Raw genomic sequence first — 26,929 nt, 5'->3', positions numbered from 1 at the left:
TTCAGGCTCCTTTTAAAAGGTCTGGTCGGGTAAAACGCTGGCTTACAGCGTTCCACCCTTGCGGCCGATCTGGGCACCCAGGCGCAGGCGCAGGGCGTTGAGCTTGATAAAGCCCTGTGCATCTTCCTGATTATACGCGCCTTCATCGTCCTCAAAGGTCACGACACGCGTATCATACAGGCTGTTGGGGCTTTCGCGGCCAACGCAGATCACATTACCCTTGTACAGCTTCAGCCGCACACGGCCAGTCACGGAGTGCTGAGAAGCATCGATCAGTGCCTGAAGCATCCGCCGTTCCGGCGAGAACCACAGCCCGTTATAGATGATGGACGCATAACGCGGCATCAGGCTGTCTTTGAGGTGCATGGCTTCACGGTCAAGCGTAATGGACTCGATGCTACGATGCGCCGTCAGCAGGATGGTGCCACCGGGTGTTTCGTAAATGCCGCGTGACTTCATGCCTACAAAGCGGTTTTCCACCAGATCAAGGCGGCCAATACCGTTTTCCTTGCCCAGCCTGTTCAGCTCGGTCAGCAGGGTTGCAGGAGACATGGCCACGCCATTGATGGCCACCGGATCACCGCTGACGAAATCAATGGTGATTTCCGTTGCCTTATCGGGGGCAGATTCAGGAGAGATCGTGCGCTGGAACACGATTTCTTCCGGGCCGATCGCCGGGTCTTCCAGCATTTTGCCTTCGGAGGACGAATGCAGCAGATTGGCATCAACCGAGAACGGGGCTTCGCCGCGCTTGTCCTTGGCAATCGGAATCTGGTTTTCCTCGGCAAAGGACAGCAGGCGGGTGCGCGATGTCAGATCCCATTCACGCCACGGAGCCACAACGGTGATATCGGGCTTGAGAGCATAGTAAGCCAGTTCGAAACGAACCTGATCATTGCCCTTACCGGTGGCACCATGGGCCACGGCATCGGCCCCAACCGCCTCGGCAATCTCGATCTGCCTCTGGGCGATCAGCGGACGGGCAATAGAAGTGCCCAGCAGATACTGCCCTTCATAAAGCGTATTGGCGCGGAACATCGGGAAAACGAAGTCCTTGACGAAGGTCTCGCGCAGGTCTTCGACAAAAATTTCTTTTACGCCGAACAGCTCCGCCTTTTTGCGTGCGGGTTCCAGTTCTTCGCCCTGGCCAAGGTCGGCAGTAAATGTCACGACTTCGCACTGGTAGGTCTTCTGCAGCCAGCGCAGGATAACAGACGTATCAAGCCCGCCTGAATAGGCAAGTACAACTTTCTTGACGTCTTTTTTGGCGGAAGTCATGCCCATACAACTGTGCTCCTGAAACACGCTCAACAACTGGTTGCCTCTCTCCTATCACCGAGGCAACCATCAAACCAGTCTGCTTTGTGCGCATATGGTCTGTATCGATGCAAAAATTACTCGTCAGCCGGTGCCTGTCCCGCCCGGGCGCGTTCGCTGGCGGTTTTGAGCTGCCCGCAGGCCGCCAGAATATCGCGGCCCCTGGGCGTGCGAATGGGGGATGCAAATCCCGCATTCATCACAATTTCCGCAAATCTGGCCTGCCGCTCCCGGGTGGAGGGACGATAGTCGCTGCCCGGCCATGGGTTAAAGGGAATAAGGTTAACCTTTGCGGGAATACCCGAAATCAGCCGAACTAGTTCCCGCGCATCCGCATCGCTGTCATTAACATCGCGCAGCATGATGTATTCAAACGTGATGCGTCGCGCGTTGCTCGCCGCCGGGTAGCGGCGGCAGGCGGCCAGAACTTCTTCAATCGGGTATTTACGGTTAAGGGGCACAATCTGGTCTCGCAGGTCGTTCCGCACAGCGTGGAGCGAAACCGCCAGATTAATGCCAAGCTCTTCCCCGCACCGATCCATCAGCGGCACGACACCGGATGTCGAAAGGGTAATACGGCGGCGTGAAAGCCCGATACCCTCGCCATCCATAATGATTTTCATGGCCTTGGCCACATTCTCATAATTATAGAGCGGCTCACCCATGCCCATCAGCACGATGGTGGACAGCAGGCGCGGAGTTTCCCCTCTGGGGCTAGGCCATTCCGCATAAGAATCACGGGCTGCCATGAACTGGCTGACAATTTCCGCAGCCCCAAGGTTCCGCACCAGCTTCTGGGTACCTGTATGGCAGAAGGTGCATGAAAGGGTGCAACCCACCTGCGATGAAATACAGACAGCGCCCCGGTCCTCCCTGCGGTCAGGAATATAGACGGTTTCCGCCTCCTGTCCGTCACGGAAGCGGAAAAGAAATTTCCGGGTTTCATCTGATGAGGTCTGCACCGTAGCCGGTTCGGGCCGTCCGATAATGAAACGCTCGGCCAGCTTTTGCTGCAACGGCTTGGCGATCGAACTCATTAGGGAAAAATCCGTTACGCCCTGATGGTAAATCCAGTGCCATAACTGTTTGGTTCGAAAAGGTTTTTCACCAATTTCGACCAGAATATCCGTGATCTCTTCGCGCGAGAGACCAACAAGATCACGACGGCCATCCGGCAATGTCGCAGATGGCGGACTGAAAAGCGCAGCCTTGGCCAGAATACGCGCGCGTTCACGCTCATCCATGAGCGCTACGGCATGCGCATCCGCCGTGAGGGAAGGGGAGGACGAAGTAAAAGAGGACATAAGACAGGCTGCGTTGCTGGAGAAGAAGGCCGTTCTTATAACAAAAAAAGAGGCTGGCAGATACCAGCCTCTTTCAATAATCGGTTTTTATGGGCTTTTTCCTGCTCCCTGCGTCGCCGGCCTGTCATTTTACTGACGTGGCAGCGCTGCCTGTTTTTTCAGAGCTGAACGCAACCACGGCGCCATGCTCACCTTGCCCGTGTCAATCTGGTCAAGGATCATGCCAATGGTCTGGGCCGAATAGGCATCAGGCCGGGAATCAGCCGAAATAGGGAAAGACGGGCGGGCAATTTCCATGGTCAGCGCCGGGCCTACATTGTCTTGTGCACCGGCAGAAGCGCTAGCATGGCTGAAACCGTCACGCTGGACATCTGCCGTAACAACAAGAGTCGCTTTTTCGGGATGCTGACCAAAATACAGATAGGCATATGTCGCGGCGGCGGAAAGAATATCCTTCAACGCCAGACGATAGCGGTTGCTTTCCTCGCCGGACATGACCTGAATGGCCGCCGGGTCAGCCTGAATGGTCAGCGAACCAGCCTGAACGTTATCCGCCAGCACCAGACCGTCATGTTCGTAACGGCTAAGAAGGCCAACGCCGGACTCATGCAGGCGTGGCTGGCTGATCGCGGGTGAGGAAGCAACGGGACCCGCATGCGCGATACCGGCCGCACCAATAAGACAGGCTGTGCCAAACAAGGCTGCGAGTTTGCGCATGATGCGTTGCTCCCTTTCAAGTGTTACAGGTTTGTGACCTCTCAGGAGTTTGACACAAAAAAACAGGTGGCTGCCATGCAAAAGACGCGCGCAAACCTGAAATAATAATTTAATGCTTGAAACGCTATCGAAACGCTCGCGCGTCAGACCCGGCGCGCGGCAATCAGAAACTCACGGTTTCCTTCCGGTCCCGTGATCGGGCTTGCCTCAACCCCCAGAACAGTCCAGCCGGGCAGGGCGCTCCACCATTCTGTTATCATGGCGCACACCGCGTCATGCACGGCGGGATCACGCACCACGCCCTTGGCGCCCACATGCTCACGCCCTGCTTCAAACTGGGGTTTGATAAGGGCCACCGCCCATGCATCCGGCGCTGCCAGAGCAAGTGCAGCCGGAAGCACGGTTCTCAGCCCAATAAAACTAGCATCACAGACAATAGCCTGTGGCGGCTGCGGAATGAGTGTTTCGTCGAGATGTCGTGCATTGCACTTTTCCAGAACGACCACCCGTGGGTCCGCCCGGAGTTTCCATGCAAGCTGCCCATGCCCCACATCCACGGCGTAAACCTTTTCCGCGCCGTGGGTCAAAAGCACATCGGTAAATCCGCCCGTAGACGCTCCGACATCAAGCCCTGTCAGACCCTGCGGGGAGAGGTTAAAATGGGCAAGAGCGTGATCAAGCTTGCAACCGCCGCGTGAGACCCATGGATGCGGCTGCCCACGAACTTCAAGCGGAGTTTCCTCGGCAATCTGATCGCCCGCCTTGGCAATCCGCTTTTCACCCGAGAACACAAGCCCTGCCATAATCAGGGCCTGTGCCTTGCTGCGGCTTTCGACCAGCCCCCGGTCAACCAGGAGCTGATCCGCCCGACGCCGCGCCATATCTTAGGCCGTCTGTTCGGTCATGCTGACGCCGAGCGCTGCGAGAGCGGTAGCGACGATATGGGGTGCGTCGAGGCCGGCCTCGGCATACTGGGCTGGCTGTGTGTTGTGGTCGATAAAGCGGTCTGGCAGGGTCATGGGGCGGAAGCGCACCTGATCCAGCAGGCCGGTGCGCGCCAGATGGTGGCACACCAGCGAGCCAAAACCGCCTTCAGACCCTTCCTCGATCGTAATCAGCACCGCATGGTTGCGGGCGAGGTTTTCCAGCAGCGCCGTGTCCAGCGGCTTGGCAAAGCGTGCATCCGCAACCGTGGGGGCAAGGCCCTGAGCAGCAAGAATATCCGCCGCCTGCAGGCAGTCCGCAAGCCTTGGCCCGAGCGAGAGAATGGCAACGCCACCCTTTTCCGCACCGGACTGGCGGCCCATCTCGCGCACGATCCGCCCACGCCCGATTTCCAGCACCGTGCCAGCAGCAGGCAGATCCAGACCCAAACCATTGCCACGCGGGTAGCGCAGCGCCAGCGGGCCTTCGTCAAACGCAACGGCCGTGGCCGTCATGTGCAGCAGTTCAAGCTCGTCAGACGGCGCCATGATGGTCATGCCCGGCAGGCAGCCCAGATAGGCAATGTCGAACGACCCCGCATGCGTGGCTCCATCCGCCCCCACCAGACCGGCACGGTCGATGGCAAAGCGCACGGGCAGGTTCTGCAGCACCACATCATGCATCACCTGATCATAGGCGCGCTGCAGGAAGGTGGAGTAAATGGCGCAGAACGGCCGCAGCCCTTCGGAGGCCATGCCCGCCGCAAAGGTGACGGCATGCTGCTCGGCAATACCCACATCGAAAAAGCGCTCGGGGTAGTTCTTGGCAAAGGCGTCCAGCCCCGTGCCCGAAGGCATGGCGGCGGTAATGGCGGCAACCCGCTCATCCTGCCCGGCAAGGCGCACCAGCTCACGCGCAAACACAGATGTATAGCTGGGCGGGCCAGCAGGTCCCTTGCTCTGCTCGCCTGTGACCACATTGAACTTGGCAACCGCGTGATACTTATCGCCCGCGTTTTCAGCGGGGCGGTAGCCATGGCCTTTTTCCGTGATCACATGCAGCAGGATCGGGCCGTTATCCGTATCGCGCAGGTTGCGCAGGATGGAAATGAGCTGCGGCAGGTCATGCCCGTCCACCGGGCCGACATAATACATGCCCAGTTCTTCAAACAGCGTGCCGCCGGTGATCATGCCGCGGGCATATTCATCCGCCTTGCGGGCCGTGCGCTCTACCGGGGCAGGCAGCTTCTTGACGAAACGCCCGGCCAGTTCACGCAGGCCCATGAACTTGCGCGAGGACATCAGCCGCGACAGGTAGTTGGACATCGCCCCCACAGGCGGGGCGATGGACATCTCGTTATCGTTCAGGATCACGATCAGCCGTTCCGCACCCGGCCCGGCAACGGAGGCGTTGTTCATCGCCTCATACGCCATGCCAGCCGAAATCGAGCCGTCGCCGATCACCGCGATCACGTTGCGCTCACGGTAGGAGGCATCGTCCTTGGCGCGCAGGTGGTGCGCCACGGCCATGCCCAGACCGGCCGAAATGGAGGTGGAGGAATGGGCCGCGCCAAACGGGTCGTATTCACTCTCGGAGCGGCGGGTAAAGCCCGACAGCCCGCCGGGCTGGCGCAGGGTGCGGATGCGCTCGCGCCGGCCGGTCAGAATCTTGTGCGGGTAGGCCTGATGGCCCACATCCCAGATTACCCGGTCATCGGGCGTATCGAACACCGCGTGCAGGGCTACCGTCAGCTCGACAACACCCAGCGATGCACCAAGATGCCCGCCCGTGGTCGAAACCGCGTCAATCGTCTCCGCACGCAGCTCGTCCGCTACCTGAACAAGCTGGTCAACCGAGAGGTTCCTCAGGTCAGACGGATACCGAACGCGATCCAGACCAGAAAAACGGCCAAACGTCGGAATCCGCTCAAACGCGTCTTGATCGGCCATAATTCTAGTTTCTCCGTTCGATCACATAATAGGCCAGATCCCGCAGGCGATCCGCACGAGCACCAAAGGGAGCCAGATCGGCAATGGCCTGCTCCGTCAGGCGTGCGGCTTCCTTACGGGCGCCATCAATACCAAGCAGCGCAACAAAGGTGGACTTGCCTGCGGCCTCGTCCTTACCTGCCGTCTTGCCCAGTTCTTCCGCCGTGGCGGTTGTATCGAGAATATCGTCCGCAATCTGGAAGGCAGCCCCGATGGCGGTGCCGTAAGACCGCAGGCGCGCCCTCAGGTCGGGCGTTGCCTGACCAAGAATGGCACCACTTTCTGCGGAATACCGAATCAGGCAGCCGGTTTTAAGCGCATGCAGATGGCTGACTTCAGCCAGCGGCAGGGCGCGGCCTTCACCTTCCATATCGATCATCTGCCCGCCGACCATGCCAGCAGCCCCAGAGGCTTCGGCAAACGCGGCAATCAGGTCGATGCGAACTTCCGCGCTAGCATGGGTCTTGTCGGACGCCAGAATATCGAACGCCTTGGTCTGAAGGGCATCACCGGCGAGAATAGCGGTCGCCTCGTCAAACTTGCGGTGCGTGGAAGGCTGGCCACGGCGCATGTCATCATCGTCCATGGCGGGCAGGTCGTCATGCACCAGCGAATAGGCATGCAGCATTTCAACAGACGCCGCGACACGCGCCGCCTGCGCCTCGGGCACATCGAAGAGCGAAGCTACCGTGATGGCCAGATAACCACGCAGGCGCTTGCCGCCGCCCAGCGTTGCGTAACGCATGGCGTCCCACAGGCGGGCATCGCCCCCTGTTGTCGGGGGCAGCAGGTGGTCGATCGCGCTTTCCATGACGGCAGCGCGCGCGGCCATGTCCTGCTTGAGCAACGCGCCGCCTTCAGCCACGCGGGAAGAGAGGGTGTGAGTCGTGTTGGTCATTCGACTTCAGTCCAAAGGTTTCATGTCCAACACCCCGTCGGACCGTTGCACAATTGCCTGCACGCGGGCTTCCGCCTCGCTCAGTTTCGCTTCACAATGATGGCGTAAAGCCGCACCACGTTCATACGCCGCTATGGCGTCTTCCAGCTTCATCTGCCCTCCTTCGAGGTCGCGTACGATTTTCTCCAGTTCGGAGAGAGCGTCCTCGAATGACAGCGATGCGACATGATCCGACATGGGGCTGGCGTTCCTATCCATCTTGAAGGGGATGCCAATACCCCGATATGCAGGCATCTGCCAAGCCTTGCCTGCCAAACGAAATCATGAACGGTCTGTGGTGGGGGTATTAGGGCTTTCCGCACGGCGCTTTATGGTAAAGGCGTAGATGCCATTCTGATCTGTAAAAGCGACCAGAGCATGGCCCGTTTCGCGGCAGAATACCTGGAAATCGGCAATCGAAGCCCTGTCCGTTGCCAGCACGCGCAGCCGTGCGCCTTCAGGCATGGCACGCAGCGCCCGGTTAGCCTTGAGAACGGGCAGGGGGCAGTTCAGCCCCCGTGCGTCCAGCGTTGTATCGGTCATGATCGGATATCCCGCGTGTTTTCAGGCCTGATTGCGGGTAGCAGCCGCCTCAAGCCGTTGCGGGCGATAGCCCGTTGCCACCACATAGAGTTCGGCTGAATCCTTGCGGCTGGCTGGTGGCTTGGCATGCCGAACCTGAGAAAACGCCTGCTTAAGCGTATCCAGCATGGCTTTTTCGGCACCACCCTGAAAAACTTTGGCAACAAAGGTGCCGCCTTCGGCCAGAATTTCAAAACTGAAATGCAGCGCTTCTTCAGCAAGGCCGATAATGCGTATATGATCGGTCGGGGCATGCCCTGTAGTGTTAGGAGCCATGTCGGACACAACCATGTCCGCCCGCCCACCCAGCATAGCTGTTAGGCGTCCAGCCATCTCGGGGTCGGTAAAATCCCCTTCGATGATTTCAGCCCCCGCCACCGGCTCTACCGGCAGCAGGTCTACCCCTACGACCTGCATGGCACCACGTTTAACCAGCACTTGGCTCCACCCGCCGGGAGCGGCACCAAGATCCACCACTTTCATACCCGGACGGATCAGGTGGAAACGCTCGTCCAGTTCGATAAGCTTGAAAGCAGCGCGGGAGCGCCAGCCCTGTTTCTGGGCGGCCTGCACGTATGGATCATTCAACTGTCGGGCCAGCCAACGCTGCTGGGCCGTTGTGCGGCCACGGCTGGTACGCAGCGTTACTGACTGCGTACGGATTTTCTGGGCCGCCTGTGAATCGTCCTGACTATGCTCTGCACCGGGAGCGGCGCGGCTTTTTCGTGCACGCCCGGGGACGCGGAGTGTTGAAGAAGAACCGGGCGAGCGGTTTTTCCTGTCGTTCATGAACCTGTAGCCTGCATGGAATGCTGAAACGAAATGCCGCGCCGGGACGGAGCAGCACGAGCGGAGCGGCGGGGCATAGCAGGCAGGCCTTCCTTGCGGATCATCCGCAGAATCATGCCATCCCGCAGACCACGATCCGCGACAATAATATCCTCTATGGGCCACATATCATGAATGGCTTCAAAAATCGCGCATCCGGGCAACACAAAAGGCGCGCGGTCAGGGCCAATGCAGCCATGCTGCTCAATACCGGCAAAACCCATCTTTTGCAGGGTTCGCACTGCCAGACGCGCACTCGCTGCGGGCAGGAGCGAGCCATCGACCGCGGCACGGGCATAACGGGGCAGATTGAGAATCAGACTGGCCAGAGTCGTGACCGTGCCGCTTGTGCCGATCAGGCGCGCCTGCTCACGCCGGATTTCCGAACCGATGCGGTGCACGCTTTCGAAATCGCGCAGGAGTTCGCGCGTATGGGCAACCATACGCCGGTAGACCTGATCATCCAGCGCATGAACGGGCCCAAACTGCTCGGATAACGTGATGACGCCTACAGGCAGACTGAGATAACCAATAAGCGATTCTGTCTTGCGGCTGGTATCCGTGCGCACCCATGCGATTTCTGTAGACCCGCCGCCGATGTCAAAAAGCAGGGCACGGCTGCGCGCTGGTCCAAAGCGTGGATCATGCAGCAGGTTGGCGCAGCTTTCCACCGCTAGACTGGCTTCCTCACGGCCCGAGATAATGTCAATTTCAACGCCGGTCTGCTCCCGCACGCGGCGCAGAAAGCTCTGCCCGTTGGCCGCGCGGCGGCAGGCCTCTGTTGCAACCGCACGCAGGGCATGAACGGGCTTACGCTCCAGCCTGTCCGCGCAAGCCTGCAATGCGTCAAGCGTGCGCGCCATGGCGTCCGCACTGAGCTGGCCTGTTCGGTGCAGGCCTTCTCCCAGCCGAACCATCCGACTGTAGCTGTCAACGACCCTGAAGCCACCCGGGGTCTGGGCCGCAATCATCAAGCGGCAATTATTGGTTCCAAGATCCAGAGCCGCAAAAAGTCGATCATCCCCATTGCGAGGTGCAGCGGGAATATCAGGAGGGTGCCTGCCCATGAGGCCGGGCCAGGGCGTTATGCGATCCATAGTCCGGTCCTTGTTGTTTTAGGGTTGAGGGGCATCTGTTGGCATTCTGGGTCTCCAGAGCCCGTCGGACAAGACAAATGTATGATTTTTTGAAAATTCTTTTGCCGCAGGGCTTGCAAGCCCCCAGAGCGGGTGATACTAGAGCGCCAACAGAACGGAACACGGTCTAACAACCTACACCACACTGTTACCGCTGGGGGATAGTTTAGCGGTAGAACTACCGGCTCTGACCCGGTCAGCCCTGGTTCGAATCCAGGTCCCCCAGCCAATTTTTCCTTATGAAATAATAAAGTCTTCAAGACTTTCAGGTGGCTGGATATCCTTGCCTTTCTACCATTACCTGTGATCGGGCAGTATCAACCCTGCATGTGTACGCGATTAAGGTATTATTCTTGAAGCCAAGAAGATATTCCAAACAAACCATTGAAATAAAATGAGTCTTTACATCTCTCCTTCACCACATTCCGTCTATGACGGTTTTACTCAAACTTGTACATTTAAAATACGACCCCAAAAACGTACATTCATTCAAATATAGATTCAGGAAACAGGCTTTTTAATTCATCAATTTAGATTTTTTATTAATCTATAACGGTTTGTCCTGCGTTTTTCATTGAGGTAGAAGAGGCTATGGATTCAAAAACACTCTTTTCAGGCATGCTGCTCGCTTTAGGCAGCTACGCGGCCTTCTCTATCAGTGATGCGTTTTCCAAACTGCTGGCTGGTCAACTCAATCCTTTCGAGGTTGCGTTCTCCGGTGGCGTGTTTGGCCTGCTGATTCTGCCGTTTATCCGGCAGCCTCATGAATCCTATCTTGATATCATTCGCCCTCAGCAAAAGGGCATGTGGATATTGCGGGCTGTATGCGTATTTGCCGCAACCGCATGCAGCGTTGAAGCCTTCATGCTGCTTTCCATGCCGGAAGCGCTTGCGCTGATGTTTCTCATGCCGCTGTTCGTCACCATTCTTTCTGTCGTGCTGCTGAAAGAAAAAGTCAGCGGCTGGGCATGGCTGGCAGTTGTTCTGGGCTTTGTGGGGGTTTTGATCGTCCTGCGCCCCGGCGTACGCCCCCTCAATCTCGGCCATTTATGTGCTCTGCTGGCTGCATTCGCCAATGCAGGCAGCGTGATTGCTTATCGGCTGGCCAGCACGGAAAATGTTCGCCTTTCGCTATTTGGCTCCAGCCTGATCGGCCCTCTGGTTGGCAACGGGGTGCTTATGGGCATGCACGTTACTTGGCCTGCGGACATACGTGCGTGGATTTTTCTATTCGGCTACGGCTTTCTCGCCGCTCTGGGGCAATTGCTGATGATGCTGGCAACTGCACGCGCACCAGCCAACCGGGTGGCATTGCCGCAATATACGCAAATGGTATGGGCCGTCTTTCTCAGCTATCTTGTCTTTCACGAGCCACTCGACCGCTGGATGTTTATCGGAATTTCCGTACTGACTTTCTCCGGCATGCTGAACTGGCTGCGCCAGCGTATCCGCTATGAACGCATGGCCATGAAAGAACGTAAGGCCGCACGAAAATCCGCCAAAGCCATGACAGGAGCAATTCAATAAAAGTGTCATGATTTAACATATTGGCAATGTGCAACCCCCACTCGTAGAATACGCGCGCCGGAGCACGGCACTGTCGCGCCAAAAGTATTCAACCTGTCATACCTCTTAAAGGTATGAATAAAAGAGTGGGTGACCCTTGCCGACTGTCAGTATCAAGGCCTCCATGGGGCTCATTCAGGTTTTTATTCTTATATCCTGTATTTTTGCAGGATTTTATTCCATTAGCGGATTACAGCATGTTAATCTCGAAATCGACCAGATTAACCAGAAATCTCTAGCCAGCATCAAGGCTATTGGCGTCATTGACGAGCAGCTACGTGCGTTTCGATCTACTGAAAGCGATGAAATTGGTGCGGCCTCGCCCGAGGCTCTGACATCGCTTGAAGCCATGATTGAGCCGATTGAGGAAAGTGTTGCCGCCGCGATCAAGGTTTATGAGCCGCTGGTCAGCTCCAAGCAGGAAAAAGCCCTTTTCCGCCAACTGCAGGCCGAATGGACCCGATATGCCGGCACGCATAAGAAAACATTCCAATCCACATTTTCTTCAGGCAACAGAAGCCAAATCAACGAAGCGGATTCACAACTGCTCCAACTCCAGCAGGCCATGTCCGGCACTCTGGCCTCGTTGCGAACAATCAATACGGCCCATGCCGTTTCCTACGCAAAAGATGCCGTAAAAATTTACGACCAGACACGCACCCGCGTGCAAATTGTCTATCTGTTTCTTTTCGCAATTCTGATCGCATCGGCCCTGACCGTACATTACAATATTTTGCGGCCCCTGAAGAACATCAACGGCCGGATCAAGGATCTGGCAGGGGGGAATACGAATATCAATGTGCCCTATGGTGATCGTAAGGATGAAATAGGCGAAATTTCCCGCTCGCTTGATGTCTTCCGGGCAGCGGCAATCGAAAATACGAAACTACAGCACGCTGCCGAGCAGCAGAGGCAAAAAGCCGATGCCGAACGCCTGATCATACAGGAACGTGCCGAGCGTATGGCTCAGGAGCGTCTACGTCAGGCAACTGGTGGTTTGGCCACAGCTTTACGCCGTATGGCTACGGGTGACCTGTCTTTTCAGATCGATACTGTGTTTTCGCCTGAATTTGAGCCTCTTCGACAAGATTTCAACCATTCGCTTGTAGAACTGGCCAATACGTTTGCTTCCATTTCCGGCACTGTGGAGGTCATGAACCACAGCACACGAGAAATGGTTATGGGGGCTGAAAACCTTGCCACCCGCACAGAGCGGCAGGCCGCCTCTCTGGAAGAAGCCGCTGCTGCCGTTGCTGATATTTCGCAAAAGGTTCTACAGGCAGCAGGGAGCGCGCATGAGGCACGGGAAGTCAGCCATAACGCGCGCAATTCCGTTACGACTTCTGCCCATATTACGCATGAAATCGAAGATGCCATGCAGCGGATCGAAACCAATGCCGAGCATATTGTGCGTGTCATTGACGTAATTGACGCCATTGCTTTTCAGACGAATGTTCTGGCCCTCAACGCCAGTGTGGAAGCAGCAAGGGCAGGGGAGGTTGGCAGGGGCTTTGCCGTAGTCGCCAGTGAAGTGCGTGCACTCGCCCAGAAAAGCTCTGAAGCCGCAAAGGATATCCGCGCGCTGGTGATCAGAAGCAACTCGGATATAAAGGTAGGGTCTGGCAAGGTGCGGGATGGCAGCGTTACCATGCGCCTGACAGCCGATTTTATTCAAAGCATGGGCATGAATTTTGACCTGATTGCCCAAGAGTCCAAGGATCAGTCCGCCAGACTGGCCGAGATCAACACCGTTGTTGGTTCTCTGGATAAAACAACACAGCAGAACGCGGCGGCTGCCCAGCAGTTCAATGCAGCCTCACACATGCTGGCAGAAGAGGGGCAGAAGCTGAACCATTTGATCAAGCGCTTCCATCTGCCTGACAATACTGATTATAGCGGGCAGGATGGATACGCTTTTGAACAGCATAGTCATGAGATGCTGCTGGCCTGAAGCAGAATAAAAAATACCCCGGCGGGGCAGGCATACCCAGCCGGGGCCGTAAAGATCACAGGATCTTTCTTACGGCGGGGCGCTTTACAGGTGCCCCGCCGTAACCGTTTTCAGAACGGTGCGTCGATATCAACCACGTCGATCAGCTTGTGGTTGACGAACTCCTTGATACCAAGACCGATGAGTTCACGCCCGAAGCCAGAGCGCAGCACACCACCGAAAGGCAGGTCTGCCTTAACCATGGTGGGGTGGTTGATATAAACCATGCCGGTTTCAATCTGCTCAGCAACCCGCACACCGCGCGCTTCGTCTTTGGTAAAGACAGAACCACCCAGACCGTAGGGACTGTCATTGGCAATGGCGATGGCGTCTGCCTCGTCCTTGGCACGGAACAGCAGCGTTACGGGACCAAAGAACTCCTCACGACGGGCCGGATTGTCCTTACCGACATCCGTGAGAATGACCGGGCGGAAGAAGGAACCTGCATTGGGCATTTCCAACGGGATTTCTTCCATTTTGGCACCGGCGGCAACAGCACCCTGAACCTGCTGCTTCAGGCTATCGACCGCACCCTGAGAAGACAGCGGGGCCAACGTGGTTGAGGGATCCATGGGATCGCCCATTTTCAGCTTGCTGACCCCTTCGCGGTAGCCCTTCAGAAAGCGGTCATAAACCGCATCCACAACGATCATGCGCTTGGCGGACACACAAACCTGCCCGGCATTCCAGTGACGCCCAAACACGGCCCACTTGATTGCTTTTTCCAGATCGGCATCTTCCAGCACGATAAAGGAATCAGCCCCACCAAGCTCCATGGTGCATTTTTTCAGAGCCGTACCGGCCTCGGCGGCTACTTTGGCCCCAGCCCCTTCAGAGCCAGTCAGGGCGACACCCCGCACACGATGATCCGCAATAATGCGCGAGACCTGAGCGTGAGTGGGAAAGAGGTTCTGGAACGCTCCGGCAGGAAGACCGGCCTCGATCATCAGCCGATCCATTGCCTCGGCAGACTGCGGCACGTTGGAAGCGTGCTTGAGAACGATCGTGTTACCTGCGGAAAGCTGCGGCGCGATAATGCGTGCGACCTGATAGAACGGAAAATTCCACGGTTCCACGGCCAGCAGAATACCCAGCGGCTGATGAATGACCTTGGCGCGGCCTTCATCCTTGCTGGCTACGGGCAGGTCTTCCGGCACCAGAAGCGCTTCGGCATTTTTGGCGTAATATTCAAAAATAGCCGCGGATAGTTCGGTTTCCGCCTTGGCTTCTGAAAACAGCTTGCCCATTTCGAGTGTGAGCAGCTTGGAATAGCTATCGCTGTCACGACGCAGAATATCAGCGGCTTTCTGGAGGATTTTCGCCCGCTCAGCGAAAGATGTCTGCCGCCATGACAGATAGGCTGCCTGTGCCTTGTCCAGTGCTGCGTCAATTTCCGCATCGGTAGCGTTCGGATAGACTTTTACCTGCTCCGCGGTAAACGGATTGGTTGTAGCGTAGGCCATGTGATGGCTCCTTACTGGTTTGGCAGATCAGTTCCTGAAATCAATGACAATGCGGCCAGCAACCCGGCCGTTCTGAAGATCATCAAAAATCTGGTTGATGTTTTCCAGCTTGTCAGCCTTGACGACGGAACGGATCTTTCCCTGTCCATAGAAAGACAATGCTTCGATCATATCAAGCCGGGTACCGACAATAGACCCCCGAACGGTTGTTCCAGCCATGACCATATCGAAGATCGATATAGGAAACTCACCCGGCGGCAGGCCATTGAGCACTATGGTGCCGCCCCGGCGGGCATACCCCATGGCCTGCGAAAAGGCCGTGCGGGATACGGCTGTTACCAGTGCGCCATGCGCACCGCCCACCTGCTTTTGTATAAAGGCCGCCGGGTCAGCCTCCCGGGCGTTAACGGTCAGCGCCGCGCCGAGTTCCTTGGCCTGAGCCAGTTTGGTGTCGTCAATATCAACACCAATCATGTTCAGCCCCATGGCCACACCATACTGAATAGCCATCTGCCCGAGACCACCAACACCGGACACCGCCACCCAGTCCCCAGCTTTGGTATCTGTCATTTTCAGGCCTTTGTAGACCGTCAGCCCGGCACATAGAACCGGAGCAATATGCAGTGGGTCCACGCCAGCAGGAATACGTGCAACATAGTTCGGGTCGGCCACCACGTATTCGGCAAAGCAGCCATTGACGGTATAACCGGTGTCATCTTGCTTTTCGCACAGGGTTTCCCACCCGCCGTAACAGTGCTCGCAATGGCCGCAGGCTGAATACAGCCACGGCACGCCCACGATATCCCCCTTGGCGATCCAGTCGACATTACTGCCGACTTCAACCACATGCCCGACCCCTTCATGCCCGGGGATAAAAGGCGGCGTGGGCTTGGCCGGCCAATCCCCCCGGACTGCGTGCAGGTCAGTATGGCAGACGCCGCAGGTATCAACCTTTACGAGTATCTGGTTCTGGTTGATCGTTGGAATATCGAGTTCCTCGATCGTCAGCGGCTTTCCAAACTCGTGGCAGACCGCGGCTTTCATTTTTCCGGCCATTTTCATTTCCTCGACTGGGTTCTGGGGCATTACGGGGTCAGTTACTGCCCAGCCCTTTAAGGGTTTCGACCATCTTGCTCAGAACTGCCTGAGCATCGCCATAAACCATGGCAGTGTTTTTGAGGAAGAACAGGGGATTCTGCACACCGGAATACCCGGTGCCCTGCCCACGTTTGATCACAAAAACCTGCCGTGCCTGATCCGCATTGAGAATGGGCATGCCGTAAATGGGGGAGGTCTTGTCCGTGCGGGCAGACGGGTTCACCACGTCATTGGCACCGATGATCAGCGCCACATCCGTTGAGGCAAAGCTGTCATTGATGTCTTCCATATCGTAAATCATGTCATACGGCACACCGGCCTCGGCCAGCAGCACGTTCATATGGCCCGGCATACGCCCGGCCACGGGATGGATGGCAAATTTGACATCCACCCCCGCCGCCTGAAGCTGTTTGACAAACTCGTACAGCTTCTGCTGGGCCTGAGCCACCGCCAGCCCATAACCGGGAATAATGATGACCGACGATGCATAACGCATGCTGGTAGCGGCATCGTCCGGCCCAACGGATTTCATTTCCCCCTCAGGCCCTTTGGCCTGCTCCGATGTCGCGCCGAAATTACTGAACAGCACATTGGACAGGGAACGGTTCATGGCCTTGGCCATCAGCACAGTCAGCAAAGTGCCTGCCGAACCGACAATCATACCCGCCACCATAAGGGCGGGGTTAGACATCACATACCCATCCAGCCCGACCGCAAGACCGGTAAAAGCATTATAGAGCGAAATAACAACCGGCATATCCGCACCACCAATCGGCACTGTCATGCAGATACCGAACGCCAGCGCACCAATGAAAAAGAGCGTGGCATAAGGCCCGCTTACCGGTGCCGGGTCCAGTTGTGAACAGACAGTCAGCCCAGCCAGAAGCAGCGTGCCGGCAAAAACAAAGGCATTGAACGCCTGCTGACCACCAAAGCGCAGCGGCTTGTTCATCCGCCCATCCAGCTTGGCCCATGCAATGATAGACCCGCTGAAAGACATACAGCCGATAAGCCCGCCCAGTGCTGTCACGCCCAGAGGCAGGGGGGCACTGCTTTCATGCTTGAGAAATGCCACTGCCGCCACAGCGGCAGCCGCACCGCCACCCATGGCGTTGAACAGGGCCACCATCTGCGGCATGGCGGTCATTTCAACCGTGCGGCCCTTGCGCCCGGCCCAGAGCCCACCGAGCAGCAGAGCGAGCACGGCCAACGCGATATTGACGGGCAGGTAAGGGCGCGCCTCTTCCGGAACATTAAAAATCTCAAGGAAGCAGACCGCAACCACGCACACCATGCCCCAGCCCGCAGCGACAATACCGCGCACCGCAGTTGTGGGGGAAGACATGTCCTTGAGGCCATAGATAAACAGTGCGGACGCAACAAGGCCGCTCAGGCCAACGATATACTCGATAGCACTCATGACTGCGCCTTCTTTTCATCCGAAGTGGCCGCGGGTTTGACGCTGGGGCGGAACATGGCCAGCATGCGGTCGGTTACGACATACCCGCCCATGACATTGCCTGCCCCAAGCAGAACGCCGAAAAAGCCGATAACCTGCTCCGTGACACTGGTGGCTGAAAACAGCACACTCAACGCCCCGACAACAACAATACCGTGAATGAAGTTTGAGCCGGACATCAGCGGCGTGTGCAGGATGGACGGCACGCGGCTGATCACGATGTAACCGGTAAAACCGGCCAGTACAAAGATATAGAGAGCAATGATGAACGTCATGCACGTAATCATGGCGGGTTATCCTTTCGGGGTCGGGCTGACGGGGGCTGCTTCCGGTACAACCGGCTGGCCTGCGGGCGGGCCTTCCACGGCTTCGCGCACAGGTTCCGCCGTGATTGCGCCGTCATGAGTCGCCAGTGTTTTGGCGATAACCTCATCCGTCATATCCAGCGTAACCTTGCCGTCTTTTATAATCTGTTCGAGCAGGTTCAGAATGTTTTTGGAGTAAAGCTCGCTGGCCTGTTCCGCCAGACTGGAAGGCAGATTGACCGGGCCTATCAGCGTTGTCGGGCCGACCTTGACCGTTTCTCCCGCTTTGGTTCCTTCGCAGTTACCGCCGCCTTCCGCTCCCATATCCACGATCACCGCGCCCGGTTTCATTCTGGCAATCTGCTCAGCGTCAATCAGGCGGGGTGCCTTGCGGCCGGGAACAGCCGCCGTGGTAACGATCAGATCCGCCTTGGCGATATGGTCTGTCAGCACGGCCCGCACCTTGGCTTTTTCTTCTGCCGTCAGTTCACGCGCATAACCACCCTGACCGGTGGCATCTACCCCGGTCTCGACAAACTTCGCACCGAGGGAGTGCGCCTCATCGCGCGTTTCGGGCCGCACGTCATAGCCTTCGGTTATAGCCCCCAGACGCCGCGCGGTTGCCAGAGCCTGCAATCCGGCCACGCCAAGCCCCATGACCAACACCTGTGCCGCCCGCAGGGAGCCTACGGCCGTTGTCATCATGGGCAGGATTTTGGGCATGCTGACCGAGCCCAGCAGCACGGCATAATACCCCGCCAGTGTCGCCTGACTGGACAGGGCATCCATGGCCTGTGCGCGGCTGATACGCGGAATCTGCTCCATGGCAAAAGCCGTGATCTTGCCATCACGCAGCGCCTTGACTAGTTCGATATTGTTGCGCCCATACAGGAACGAAACCAGAATAGAACCGGGCTTCATCGCACGCACAACGTCAAGCTCTGGCGGCTCAACCGCCAGCACAACGTCAGCCGCATTCAGCATGGCCGTTCTGTCTGGCTGGATACTCACATTCTGGTAGCTGGCATCAGGGTAGGAAGAAGCCTCTCCGGCACTGGCCTCCAGCAGCAGATCACATCCCAGCTTGGCAATGCGCGGAACGACTGATGGCACCAAGGCGACACGGCGTTCCTGCGCTCCGCTTTCCTTGATAACGGCAACTTTTATACCCATGACGGTTTTCCTGTAGCAAATACATCGAAATCTGGCGGGCCAATGCCATGCGACAGGTTTTTTCTCTGGTTGCAGGCCACACTTTATTGATCACCCTGTCGCCCGGAGGCCTGCAGACACTGACAAAATATCCGCAAGGCGGCCTTGATATAAATCAACGGATAGGACCGCATAACGGTTGCCCACCCGCAGGCTGAGGGCAACCAACGCAAAATCACGGGACTTTGCAGTTTACGGTTTTACGTAAACCCAACATGGTTCAGCCCGTTATGGCTACCGGCCATCTTGCGTGACATGAAGCACGGTGCCAGAGTTCAGAGCAGAGCTGTCAGGCGTCCAAGAATCTCAAGAACAACGCCGCAGCAAAAACCGTTCTTTAAGGAATGAACCATGTCCAGGCACATAAAAACTGTGTGCATTATCCTGGCTGCCCTGATCGTGGTCGGGCTGGGAATGTGGGGCGCTGAAATTCTGCTGGATAATTACAAGAACCAGCAATGGGACCAGTTCATTGAACAGGCTCACTGTCAGGTTATCGGCGAAAAGCCAAAAGAAGGCTTCTTTTCTTCAGCCCAGACCATTTACAGGTGCGATAACACGGGCATCTATTATCGTAAGAAATAAGTACTAGACTGCTCTTCCATTGGTGGAAGAGCAGGATCGACACTCACGCACAGCCTATGGCCCAGTTTTTGCCGTCCAGATAACGGCGGCACAGACGCACTGTGTGCTCAAGCCAGTCAGGCCCCAGACTACGCACCATATCCGTTTGTGCATGGGACCCTGTCCATGCCGTCAGCTGCACACGACGCTGCACGAAAAGGGCAGGGAGGATGGCCCGGTCTTCCGCCGATAACGGAACAACCTGCTCGTATCCCTCAAGCCAGTTTTCAACCCATGCCGGGGCGGATGGGTGATGTTCCTCAAAGCTGATGGCTGCGGCAAGATCATGCATGAACCAGCCAAACCCGCAATCATCAAAATCGATCACCCGTGTGCCCGATGGATGCAGGATCAGATTGGTCAGCCGCAGGTCAGAGTGAATCAGGCCGTATCGTTCGGCGTCTCCGCCATAAACCGAAAGTTCCTGCCCGACCTGCCTCATAGCCTGCGCAATAGACTGGGAATCAGCCGCGGACAGCCCGGGCGTATCGCGCCAGTCTCCCCAATGGGCTTCTGGCCCCACCATGGTTTCGTGATTCCACACGATCCGCCTGAATGGCGTGGGCCGGCCCCAGTTCCGGCTATGCTGATGGAGTTTAGCCGTAATCTCCCCCAACTGCCGGAATGCAAGCGGATCAAGACATGCGGTGGGCATTTCGCCTTCCAGCCAGTGAAACAGCACGGCATACCGATAACCACCACCCGGCACAGCCAGTGTTAATACGTGCTCGCCATCACAATCAGCCAAAGCCAGAGGAACGGGAATATCCGTTTCCTCATGCAGGGCTTTGAGCCATGCTAGTTCGCTCTCGATATCGACCTGCTCGTGGTAACCGGGGCGATGGATACGCAGCGCATAACGCCCGGAAGTGGTTTCAACCAGAAACGTCGCATTTTCAGAGCGTGTCACCAGAGAAACCCGCGCCAGATGGCAAAACGGGTATCGCGCCACAGCCTGATGGGCCATGTGGTTCAGGAGCGTGTCATCCAGCGGGTCTGCATGCGAAGAGGCCATGGCGTCACCATCGGCTCCGTAGTCTCAGGGTCTACCGTCGGAACAAAATAATTTGCTGTCGGGCGGCATTTTCAGCACAGTAAGTCAGGGTATGTGCCGATGACAAGGGATGTTATTCCGACACCAAAATGAAATAATCTACCCCATGCCTCTGCAAATCCGGCTTACCTGATCATTCCATACCTCCGTTTGCGCGTATCCGGCACAAGAGGAACAAGACCATAATGCTCCCTCGCTCGACCATCATGGACACCAACAGTTTCCAGCCGGGTGACGCCGCCACACTGGACAAGAAAACACGCCGCCTGACCGACAGACGCGCCGTTCTGGGCGGAGCCTACCGGTTGTTTTACCGTCATCCGGTGCATCTGGTACGCGGGCAGGGACAATATCTGTGGGATGCCGAGGGCACAAAATATCTCGATGTTTACAATAACGTCGCCAGCATCGGGCATTGCCACCCTGCCGTAGTGGCGGCCGTGCATGAGCAGATGCAGGCCCTCAACACCCATACCCGCTACCTGCACGAACGTATTCTGGATTATTCAGACGCTATTCTGGCCACCATGCCCGCCCCGATCGACCGGGTCATGTATATGTGTAGCGGGTCTGAAGCCAATGATCTGGCAATCCGCATTGCCCGTGCACATACAGGTGGGACAGGGCTTATTGTCACGCGTGAGGCCTATCATGGCACCAGCGCCCTGACATCTGGAGCCTCTCCCGCGCTGGGTGGCGCTCAGCCTGTGGATGCCACAACATGGCTGGTACCCGCCCCAGATACCTACCGTGTTGAGGCACCCGATCCGGGTCTGTGGTTTGCAGCACAAATCCAGTCCTGCGTTGATGACATGGCCGCTAAAGGCGTGAAATTTGCCGGTTTCATAGCCGACAGTATTTTTTCATCCGATGGGGTTCTGCCCGGCTCACCCGGCTTCATGCAGGCGGCCATACAAACCGTGCACCGTAATGGCGGTGTTTTCATCGCAGATGAAGTGCAGCCCGGTTTTGCCAGAACGGGTGAAAGTTTCTGGGGTTTTGGCCGCCACGGATTGGTGCCTGACATCATCACCACGGGCAAACCCATGGGTAACGGCATGCCTGTTTCGGGGCTGATGGCCAAAGCCCCGGTTCTGACCTCGTTCAGTGAGGCCACACCTTATTTCAATACGTTTGGTGGCAACCCGGTTTCCATGGCCGCAGCTCAGGCAGTGCTGAATGTCATACAAACTGAAAACCTGCTGGAGCACAGCCGCTCAGTAGGCGAACGGCTCCTGTCAGAGCTCCGTGCTTTACAAAACAAACATCACTGCATTGGCAATGTGCGCGGAGCCGGTCTGTTTATCGGCCTTGAACTGGTCAGAAATCGTCAGACCAAGGAACCCGACCGAGCATTGGCACTTGATCTGATCGAAGCCCTGCGCGACGCCCATGTGCTGACATCCGTGGCAGGGCCTTATGGCAATGTGCTCAAACTTCGCCCACCGCTCGCCTTCCAGCATCATGATATAGACTGGCTTGTGGGCGCTCTGGATCAGTGCCTGAGCCGCCTGACAGGATAACCGTTTCTGAAAGTCCAAACCGCCGCAATGCTTGAATGGCAGATACAGCCCTGTCTCCCAAAACCCGACCAGACGGGAAGGGACCCCGGTGTTTCCTGCACAGCTTATAGGGAGATCGTGCAGGAATAAAATGTATCAAGGCCGGGCAGATATTGGACTCCGCCCGACCTGCCCCCCTGAAAAGACAGTTTATTTGGTGTAAATCTGGTCGAAAATACCGCCATCAGAGAAATGGCGCTTCTGAACGCTCTGCCAACCACCAAGGCTGGCAATATCGAAGGTGTCTGTATGCGGAAAGGCCGAGGCCGTTTCTGCCTTGATGGCAGGGTCGACCGGCCTGAAGTAATGACGCGCCCCGATACGCTGCCCTTCAGGTGAGAACAGGAACTCCAGATAAGCCTGCGCCACATCGGTCGTGCCATGCGCCTGAGCATTTTTGTCTACAACCGCAACGGGTGGTTCGGTCAGGATGGTTTTGAGGGGAACAACAATGTCGAACTTATCCGGCCCCAGTTCGTGGGTTGCCAGCAGGGCTTCGTTTTCCCATGCCAGCAGAACATCCCCAAGCCCACGCTGCACGAAGCTGTTGGTAGCCCCGCGCGCACCGGTATCGAGCACCGGCACATGAGCATAGAGCGATTTCAGATATTCGCGCGCTGTCTCTTCCGAACCACCGGGCTGCTGCAAGGCCCAGCCCCACGCGGCCAGATAGTTCCAGCGCGCCCCACCGGACGTTTTGGGGTTGGGCGTTATAACCTGCACATCGTCCCGGATCAGGTCGGGCCAGTCATGAATACCCTTGGGGTTACCCTTGCGCACCAGAAAAACAATGGTGCTGTTATAGGGTGTCGAATTATGGGGCAGGCGCTTCTGCCAGTCTGCCGCCAGCAGGCCTTTTTGCGCCAGAATATCGATATCATAAGCTAGACCCAGCGTTACGACATCGGCCGGAGCACCGTCCAGAACAGAGCGTGCCTGTGCACCAGAACCACCATGAGATGAACGCACACGCACCGCATCGCCCGCGTGATCATGCGCCCAATCGGCACTGAATGCCTTGCCAATGTCGGCATACAGTTCACGCGTGGGGTCATAAGAAACATTCAGCAGTGAGTAGGAGGCCGCGTTTGCCTGCCGCCCCACCAGACCGCCAGCAACCAGCCCCGCCCCCAAGGCCAGACCACTCTTGAAGACGGAACGACGCGTAAGACCAGAAAACCGTGTCATGGATTATGCTCCGCAATGGTATGATCAATAGAAAAACTGTTTTTGGAATAACGGGTTAGAAAGCAGCCTGCACACGCCCAACCACAGCGTTACCAGTGGTGCCGAAGTAGTTAAGCTGCGTGGGTTTGGTGGAAGTCGGCGTGCGGGAAACGATGAAGCGCTCATAGTCCAGCATGAAGCGGAAATAACGGTTGGGATACCAGTTCAGCCCGCCTTCCCATGCGGTCTGCTGGTTGCCGCCACCATCATCATGCAGGTTGGTAACACTCCACCTGCCGGAGAGTTCAACTGCCCCCCAGTGGTTACGGCTCGGGTCGAAATCATAATCGACACCGGGTGCCGTAAACGCGCCGATTTTTTCGTTATAGGCCCGCGGTTTGCCTAGCAGAGTATAGTTGGCCGCCACGTACCAGCCATCAAACCCGAGAGAAGGCAGGTTTTGCGGGTTATCAGCACCGGAATTCCGCTGCACGCCAATATGATAATACTCGCTCTTGATCAGGAACCGCTTGTAGCGCAGGGCCAACTGCGGCCCTGCAGCCCAGATCTGCGCCACATTGGACAGTGCCCCGGAAGAAAGCAGCGAGGCTTCACCCAACGGAATTTCCATGTTGTTGGATGCCGTATACTGGCGGCCATTCGCAGTCTGGTTAACCTTGAAAGCTGCCGTTGCACCAGCCCCGACATGCACATCTATATCCTTGCTGACATAGGGCCTGCCCACAGCACGGAAAACGGCACCTGTCTGGCTGTCCGATACCGTGGTGGAGGAACGGTCACCAAACTTGTGCCCGGTGAAATAGCCCGCGACCAGCCAGCGTTTTTCGTAATGTTCGCCACCGATACTGAAGCGCCCGACACCCCCGGCAATATTACGCACGATATCGACAATCGCCGGACGTTCAAGAAACTCAAAAGCCCCGGAGCGCTCCGCGCTTTCTTCTTCCATTCTGGGCTGAAAATAGCCGATTGTCAGCGTCGTATGGTGCAGGCCAGTGTAGTTCACGTTGGCCTCGAACAGCCCCGCCGAGCCATCGACTGAACTGGAGCCGAAATCAGGCGTGACATTCACCACCCAGTCCTTGTAACGCCACGAGAAATACAGCCGCAGCCTGCGGGCATTCTGTGTGAAGTTATTGAAATTTCCGCCTGCCTTTGAAGGCCCGACCCCCATGAAACCGCCAAAATCTTCCTGCGCCAAAAGCCCTACGGAGAAAGCATAGGCTTTGTCATCAGAAGCAATGGTGGGGCGTCCGTTCGGAAAACCGATCTGGATACCACCAACATGAACACTTTCTTCCTTGGATGTCGCGGCCTTGAAGTCTTTCCAGGACATTGTGGGGCTTTCCGGCAGCGCAACACGGCTCTCCGCCGTGGTGCGCTGCCCGGTACGCACCGGAGCTGGTTCATTGAAAATCGGCTGAGGTTCTCCTGCTCCGGCGGTAATCAGATGCCGCGGCACATGTTTGTGCGGAGTTTCACTAACCGGGCTAGTATTTTCGTATTTAGCAACCCGCGATTGCAGACGATGAATTTCGCCTCTCATGCTTTCCATTTCACGGCGCAATGCAACCAGTTCAGGATCGCTCGAAGCCTGCACCGAAACCGGAGACAGAAAAATAGCAGATGCGGCGCTGCCCAAAAGCACACTGGAACGGGATAAAAAACGCATGGCTGGTTCTTTATGAATAATGGTTTTCAGCCTGATCCCTCAGGCATCACAAACCGTATTATCTGACAATTTCTTTCGCGGAGAGTAATCTTCCGCTTTATAAAGCAACATATACGCTTAGCGACAACACATGATCCCGAACAAAACCCGGGCAGTGTCGCGGCGAATAGTCTGTAATAACAGAGTCCCCATTCCCAGAATACTTCCTTAACATTATCGCGCGAACTCGAATGCGTTCGCCAGCTCGTCCTGTGGCAATTTCAATCACCCGAGGCCGTGCAAGTCAAGAATTTACGATAAAAATATGTGCCATTAATAATGCGCGTTAATGATGTGTATATAAAAAGACACACCTTGCGCACAGGCAGCAATGGAAAACGCCTATCCCCACCCCAATCGGCAGCGATGGACATGATCCAACATTAAAAACGATTGTAAAATGTACAATACAACGCCCACTCAACCCATCGTCAGTTTATCACTCCGCGATCAGGCTAACCTTGCCGGTTGCAACCAGCAGATCATGGGGAAGGGGCCTGCTAAGCAGAAAACCCTGTATTTCGTCACAGCCTTCATCCGCCAGAAAGGCAAACTGTTCTTCCGTTTCCACACCTTCAGCCAGAACGGTCGTTTGCAGACTGCGCCCCAGAAAAATAACCGCGCGGATAATAGCCTTGTCGGTTTCATTCCCCAGAGCGTTCTGCACAAACAGCTTATCCAGCTTGATCCTGTCGAACACGATATCGCGGATCAGCCCCAGAGAAGAATGGCCGGTACCATAATCATCCACCGCAATGGAAACGCCCATTGCCTTGAGCTCATTCAGAATGGCTGTTGCACGAGCCATATCCGTGAAAATGGCGGTTTCCGTCAGCTCAAGCTCCAGCCTTGAGGGGGAAAGACCGGTAGTTTCCAGCACATCACGCACCAGCCCCGGAAGATCATGATGGTGAAACTGCTCGGCGGAAACATTAACACTGATACGATAGGGCTGCTCCCACTGACTGGCAGCATGGCAGGCCGTGCGCAAAACCCACTCGCCAATTTCCTGTATTAACCCGCTTTCTTCCGCAACGGGTATGAACACCACAGGCGAAACCGCGCCAAGCATTGGGTGCTCCCAGCGCAGCAGCGCTTCAAACCCTACAATTTTCTTGTCGCTAATCCGTTTTTGCGCCTGATAGCACAGGCTAAATTGTTGCCGGGCTACGGCATAGCGCAGTTCGTCCACAATGTTGAGCCTATGCCGAATAACCTGATCCATGGCGGGATCGTAGTAGCAGATATCCTGCTGGCCTGAATTTCTTGCGCAGTTCATAGCCAGTTCAGCCCGAACAAGCAGGGTCTCGCCACTCGGCACGCCATCAGCCCAGAATGCCACACCAAAATTGGCACGAATAGTCACACGCCCGCCCTGTAGTCGAACAGGCCGGCTCAGCGCCCGGCGCAGGCGCGCAAGAAAATCGGGCACAATACTATGATTGGAAAAGGAGCAGAATGCGAAAAACTTGTCGCCACCAGCATGGGCAATGAATTCACCCCGTTTGGCATCCACACTGTGCCGCAGCCGTCGCCCGAGCACACGCAGGATTTCATCTCCCGTCGAGTGGCCTCTTTCGTCGTTGATTTCCTTAAAACGATCCAGATCAATCATGAACAGGGCGATGCGCCCCACGTGCTGGCGGCGGGCAGAAAGGTTTTTGTCCATCCAGTTAGATAAAGCCTGCCTGTTGGGCAGGCCCGTCAGTGCATCGGTCAGGCAATCGGAACGAGGGGCAAGCACAGCCCTACGGCGGGTACGATGATGCAATCCAAAATAGGCTGCTCCGGACACACAGGGCGAAAGCACAAGCCCTGCTATCGACAGCGCCTCAACTGGGTACACCATGCTTGCCATACTTTCTGTCGGGGCCGCATCGCTGCATTACGACCCGATTACAAATGAATCATGACTATACATAATACGGAAAATATTAAAATGGGATTTCCATTCAAGATAAAAA

General features: G+C 56.5%; 23 protein-coding genes and 1 tRNA gene. 5 read left to right on the top strand and 19 right to left on the bottom strand.

All coding sequences use genetic code 11. The annotated features are described in order from the left end of the window. Nucleotides 1–42: 42 nt before the first annotated feature. The 10 genes from ABF757_RS07455 to ABF757_RS07410 all read right to left on the bottom strand — a co-directional run bounded on the left by ABF757_RS07455 (nucleotide 43) and on the right by ABF757_RS07410 (nucleotide 9,694). Nucleotides 43–1,284: an argininosuccinate synthase gene (locus tag ABF757_RS07455; protein WP_025859945.1), complete on the bottom strand. Its 1,242-nt coding sequence runs from the start codon at nucleotides 1,282–1,284 to the stop codon at nucleotides 43–45. Nucleotides 1,285–1,394: 110 nt separating this feature from the next. Beyond that, entirely contained in the window at nucleotides 1,395–2,621 is a 1,227-nt protein-coding gene (rlmN, locus tag ABF757_RS07450; RefSeq protein ID WP_025859944.1) for a dual-specificity RNA methyltransferase RlmN, read from the bottom strand. A gap of 129 nt (nucleotides 2,622–2,750) precedes the next feature. Next, nucleotides 2,751–3,338 carry a hypothetical protein gene (locus ABF757_RS07445; RefSeq protein WP_415481599.1) on the bottom strand — a complete coding sequence of 196 codons (588 nt, stop codon included), beginning with the start codon at nucleotides 3,336–3,338 and terminating at the stop codon, nucleotides 2,751–2,753. A gap of 143 nt (nucleotides 3,339–3,481) precedes the next feature. Then, nucleotides 3,482–4,219, bottom strand: coding sequence for a TlyA family RNA methyltransferase (locus tag ABF757_RS07440; protein WP_415481598.1), 738 nt, complete (start codon nucleotides 4,217–4,219; stop codon nucleotides 3,482–3,484). 3 nt (nucleotides 4,220–4,222) lie between these two features. Next, nucleotides 4,223–6,211 (bottom strand): 1-deoxy-D-xylulose-5-phosphate synthase, encoded by a 1,989-nt coding sequence (gene dxs / locus ABF757_RS07435; protein WP_415481597.1) that lies wholly within the window; start codon nucleotides 6,209–6,211, stop codon nucleotides 4,223–4,225. 4 nt (nucleotides 6,212–6,215) lie between these two features. Continuing rightward, nucleotides 6,216–7,148 carry a polyprenyl synthetase family protein gene (locus ABF757_RS07430; RefSeq protein ID WP_415481596.1) on the bottom strand — a complete coding sequence of 311 codons (933 nt, stop codon included), beginning with the start codon at nucleotides 7,146–7,148 and terminating at the stop codon, nucleotides 6,216–6,218. A 6-nt stretch (nucleotides 7,149–7,154) separates the two neighbouring features. Continuing rightward, nucleotides 7,155–7,385 carry an exodeoxyribonuclease VII small subunit gene (locus ABF757_RS07425; protein WP_141374587.1) on the bottom strand — a complete coding sequence of 77 codons (231 nt, stop codon included), beginning with the start codon at nucleotides 7,383–7,385 and terminating at the stop codon, nucleotides 7,155–7,157. A gap of 84 nt (nucleotides 7,386–7,469) precedes the next feature. Next, nucleotides 7,470–7,730 carry a sulfurtransferase TusA family protein gene (locus ABF757_RS07420; protein ID WP_025861109.1) on the bottom strand — a complete coding sequence of 87 codons (261 nt, stop codon included), beginning with the start codon at nucleotides 7,728–7,730 and terminating at the stop codon, nucleotides 7,470–7,472. Between the two features lie 21 nt (nucleotides 7,731–7,751). After that, the gene (locus ABF757_RS07415; RefSeq protein ID WP_415481595.1) at nucleotides 7,752–8,558 is read right to left on the bottom strand and encodes an RlmE family RNA methyltransferase; all 807 of its coding nucleotides are present in this window, start codon (nucleotides 8,556–8,558) and stop codon (nucleotides 7,752–7,754) included. Beyond that, nucleotides 8,555–9,694 (bottom strand): Ppx/GppA phosphatase family protein, encoded by a 1,140-nt coding sequence (locus tag ABF757_RS07410; RefSeq protein WP_415481594.1) that lies wholly within the window; start codon nucleotides 9,692–9,694, stop codon nucleotides 8,555–8,557. The genes ABF757_RS07415 and ABF757_RS07410 overlap by 4 nt, the downstream gene beginning before the upstream one ends. 194 nt (nucleotides 9,695–9,888) lie before the next feature. On the opposite strand from ABF757_RS07410, the gene ABF757_RS07405 reads away from it, so the two are divergent. From ABF757_RS07405 to ABF757_RS07395, 3 genes are all read left to right on the top strand, one after another. Next, nucleotides 9,889–9,962 (top strand) — tRNA-Gln (locus tag ABF757_RS07405). 362 nt (nucleotides 9,963–10,324) lie between these two features. Next, nucleotides 10,325–11,260, top strand: coding sequence for a DMT family transporter (locus ABF757_RS07400; protein ID WP_415481593.1), 936 nt, complete (start codon nucleotides 10,325–10,327; stop codon nucleotides 11,258–11,260). Nucleotides 11,261–11,396: 136 nt separating this feature from the next. Next, nucleotides 11,397–13,250 carry a methyl-accepting chemotaxis protein gene (locus ABF757_RS07395; protein WP_415481592.1) on the top strand — a complete coding sequence of 618 codons (1,854 nt, stop codon included), beginning with the start codon at nucleotides 11,397–11,399 and terminating at the stop codon, nucleotides 13,248–13,250. Nucleotides 13,251–13,360: 110 nt separating this feature from the next. On the opposite strand, the gene ABF757_RS07390 is transcribed toward ABF757_RS07395, so the two are convergent. Genes ABF757_RS07390 through ABF757_RS07370 form a run of 5 tightly spaced genes read right to left on the bottom strand, consistent with a single transcriptional unit; the run spans nucleotide 13,361 to nucleotide 18,787 of the window. Then, a complete protein-coding gene (locus ABF757_RS07390) occupies nucleotides 13,361–14,752 on the bottom strand; it encodes an NAD-dependent succinate-semialdehyde dehydrogenase (RefSeq protein ID WP_415481591.1) in 1,392 nt (463 codons plus the stop codon). Nucleotides 14,753–14,779: 27 nt separating this feature from the next. Continuing rightward, nucleotides 14,780–15,808, bottom strand: a complete 1,029-nt coding sequence (gene adhP / locus ABF757_RS07385) for an alcohol dehydrogenase AdhP (protein ID WP_415481617.1) — start codon at nucleotides 15,806–15,808, stop codon at nucleotides 14,780–14,782. A gap of 37 nt (nucleotides 15,809–15,845) precedes the next feature. Continuing rightward, nucleotides 15,846–17,270, bottom strand: coding sequence for an NAD(P)(+) transhydrogenase (Re/Si-specific) subunit beta (locus tag ABF757_RS07380; protein ID WP_415481589.1), 1,425 nt, complete (start codon nucleotides 17,268–17,270; stop codon nucleotides 15,846–15,848). Continuing rightward, entirely contained in the window at nucleotides 17,267–17,596 is a 330-nt protein-coding gene (locus ABF757_RS07375; RefSeq protein WP_415481588.1) for an NAD(P) transhydrogenase subunit alpha part 2, read from the bottom strand. The genes ABF757_RS07380 and ABF757_RS07375 overlap by 4 nt, the downstream gene beginning before the upstream one ends. Nucleotides 17,597–17,602: 6 nt before the next feature. Next, entirely contained in the window at nucleotides 17,603–18,787 is a 1,185-nt protein-coding gene (locus ABF757_RS07370; protein ID WP_415481586.1) for an NAD(P) transhydrogenase subunit alpha, read from the bottom strand. Between the two features lie 390 nt (nucleotides 18,788–19,177). Here ABF757_RS07370 and ABF757_RS07365 point away from each other — a divergent pair, with 390 nt between their 5' ends. Further along, nucleotides 19,178–19,411, top strand: coding sequence for a hypothetical protein (locus tag ABF757_RS07365; RefSeq protein WP_415481585.1), 234 nt, complete (start codon nucleotides 19,178–19,180; stop codon nucleotides 19,409–19,411). 43 nt (nucleotides 19,412–19,454) lie between these two features. Here ABF757_RS07365 and ABF757_RS07360 read toward each other — a convergent pair whose 3' ends face one another. Then, on the bottom strand, nucleotides 19,455–20,465 hold the full coding sequence (locus ABF757_RS07360) for a phosphotransferase enzyme family protein (protein WP_415481584.1): 1,011 nt from the start codon (nucleotides 20,463–20,465) through the stop codon (nucleotides 19,455–19,457). 224 nt (nucleotides 20,466–20,689) lie between these two features. Between ABF757_RS07360 and ABF757_RS07355 the strand changes: the two genes are divergently transcribed. After that, nucleotides 20,690–22,027 (top strand): aspartate aminotransferase family protein, encoded by a 1,338-nt coding sequence (locus tag ABF757_RS07355; protein WP_415481582.1) that lies wholly within the window; start codon nucleotides 20,690–20,692, stop codon nucleotides 22,025–22,027. A gap of 189 nt (nucleotides 22,028–22,216) precedes the next feature. Here the strand turns inward: ABF757_RS07355 and ABF757_RS07350 are convergent, their stop codons facing one another. The 3 genes from ABF757_RS07350 to ABF757_RS07340 all read right to left on the bottom strand — a co-directional run bounded on the left by ABF757_RS07350 (nucleotide 22,217) and on the right by ABF757_RS07340 (nucleotide 26,814). Continuing rightward, nucleotides 22,217–23,254 (bottom strand): sulfate ABC transporter substrate-binding protein, encoded by a 1,038-nt coding sequence (locus ABF757_RS07350; RefSeq protein WP_415481581.1) that lies wholly within the window; start codon nucleotides 23,252–23,254, stop codon nucleotides 22,217–22,219. Nucleotides 23,255–23,309: 55 nt separating this feature from the next. Next, a complete protein-coding gene (locus ABF757_RS07345; protein WP_415481580.1) occupies nucleotides 23,310–24,926 on the bottom strand; it encodes an OprO/OprP family phosphate-selective porin in 1,617 nt (538 codons plus the stop codon). Nucleotides 24,927–25,404: 478 nt separating this feature from the next. Further along, nucleotides 25,405–26,814: a putative bifunctional diguanylate cyclase/phosphodiesterase gene (locus tag ABF757_RS07340; RefSeq protein WP_415481579.1), complete on the bottom strand. Its 1,410-nt coding sequence runs from the start codon at nucleotides 26,812–26,814 to the stop codon at nucleotides 25,405–25,407. Nucleotides 26,815–26,929 lie beyond the last annotated feature (115 nt).

It is taken from the genome of Acetobacter papayae (assembly GCF_047721125.1).
Lineage (GTDB): Bacteria > Pseudomonadota > Alphaproteobacteria > Acetobacterales > Acetobacteraceae > Acetobacter > Acetobacter papayae.
The sequence above is the reverse complement of the archived record's forward strand: the minus strand, read 5'-3'. Positions and strand labels throughout refer to the sequence as shown.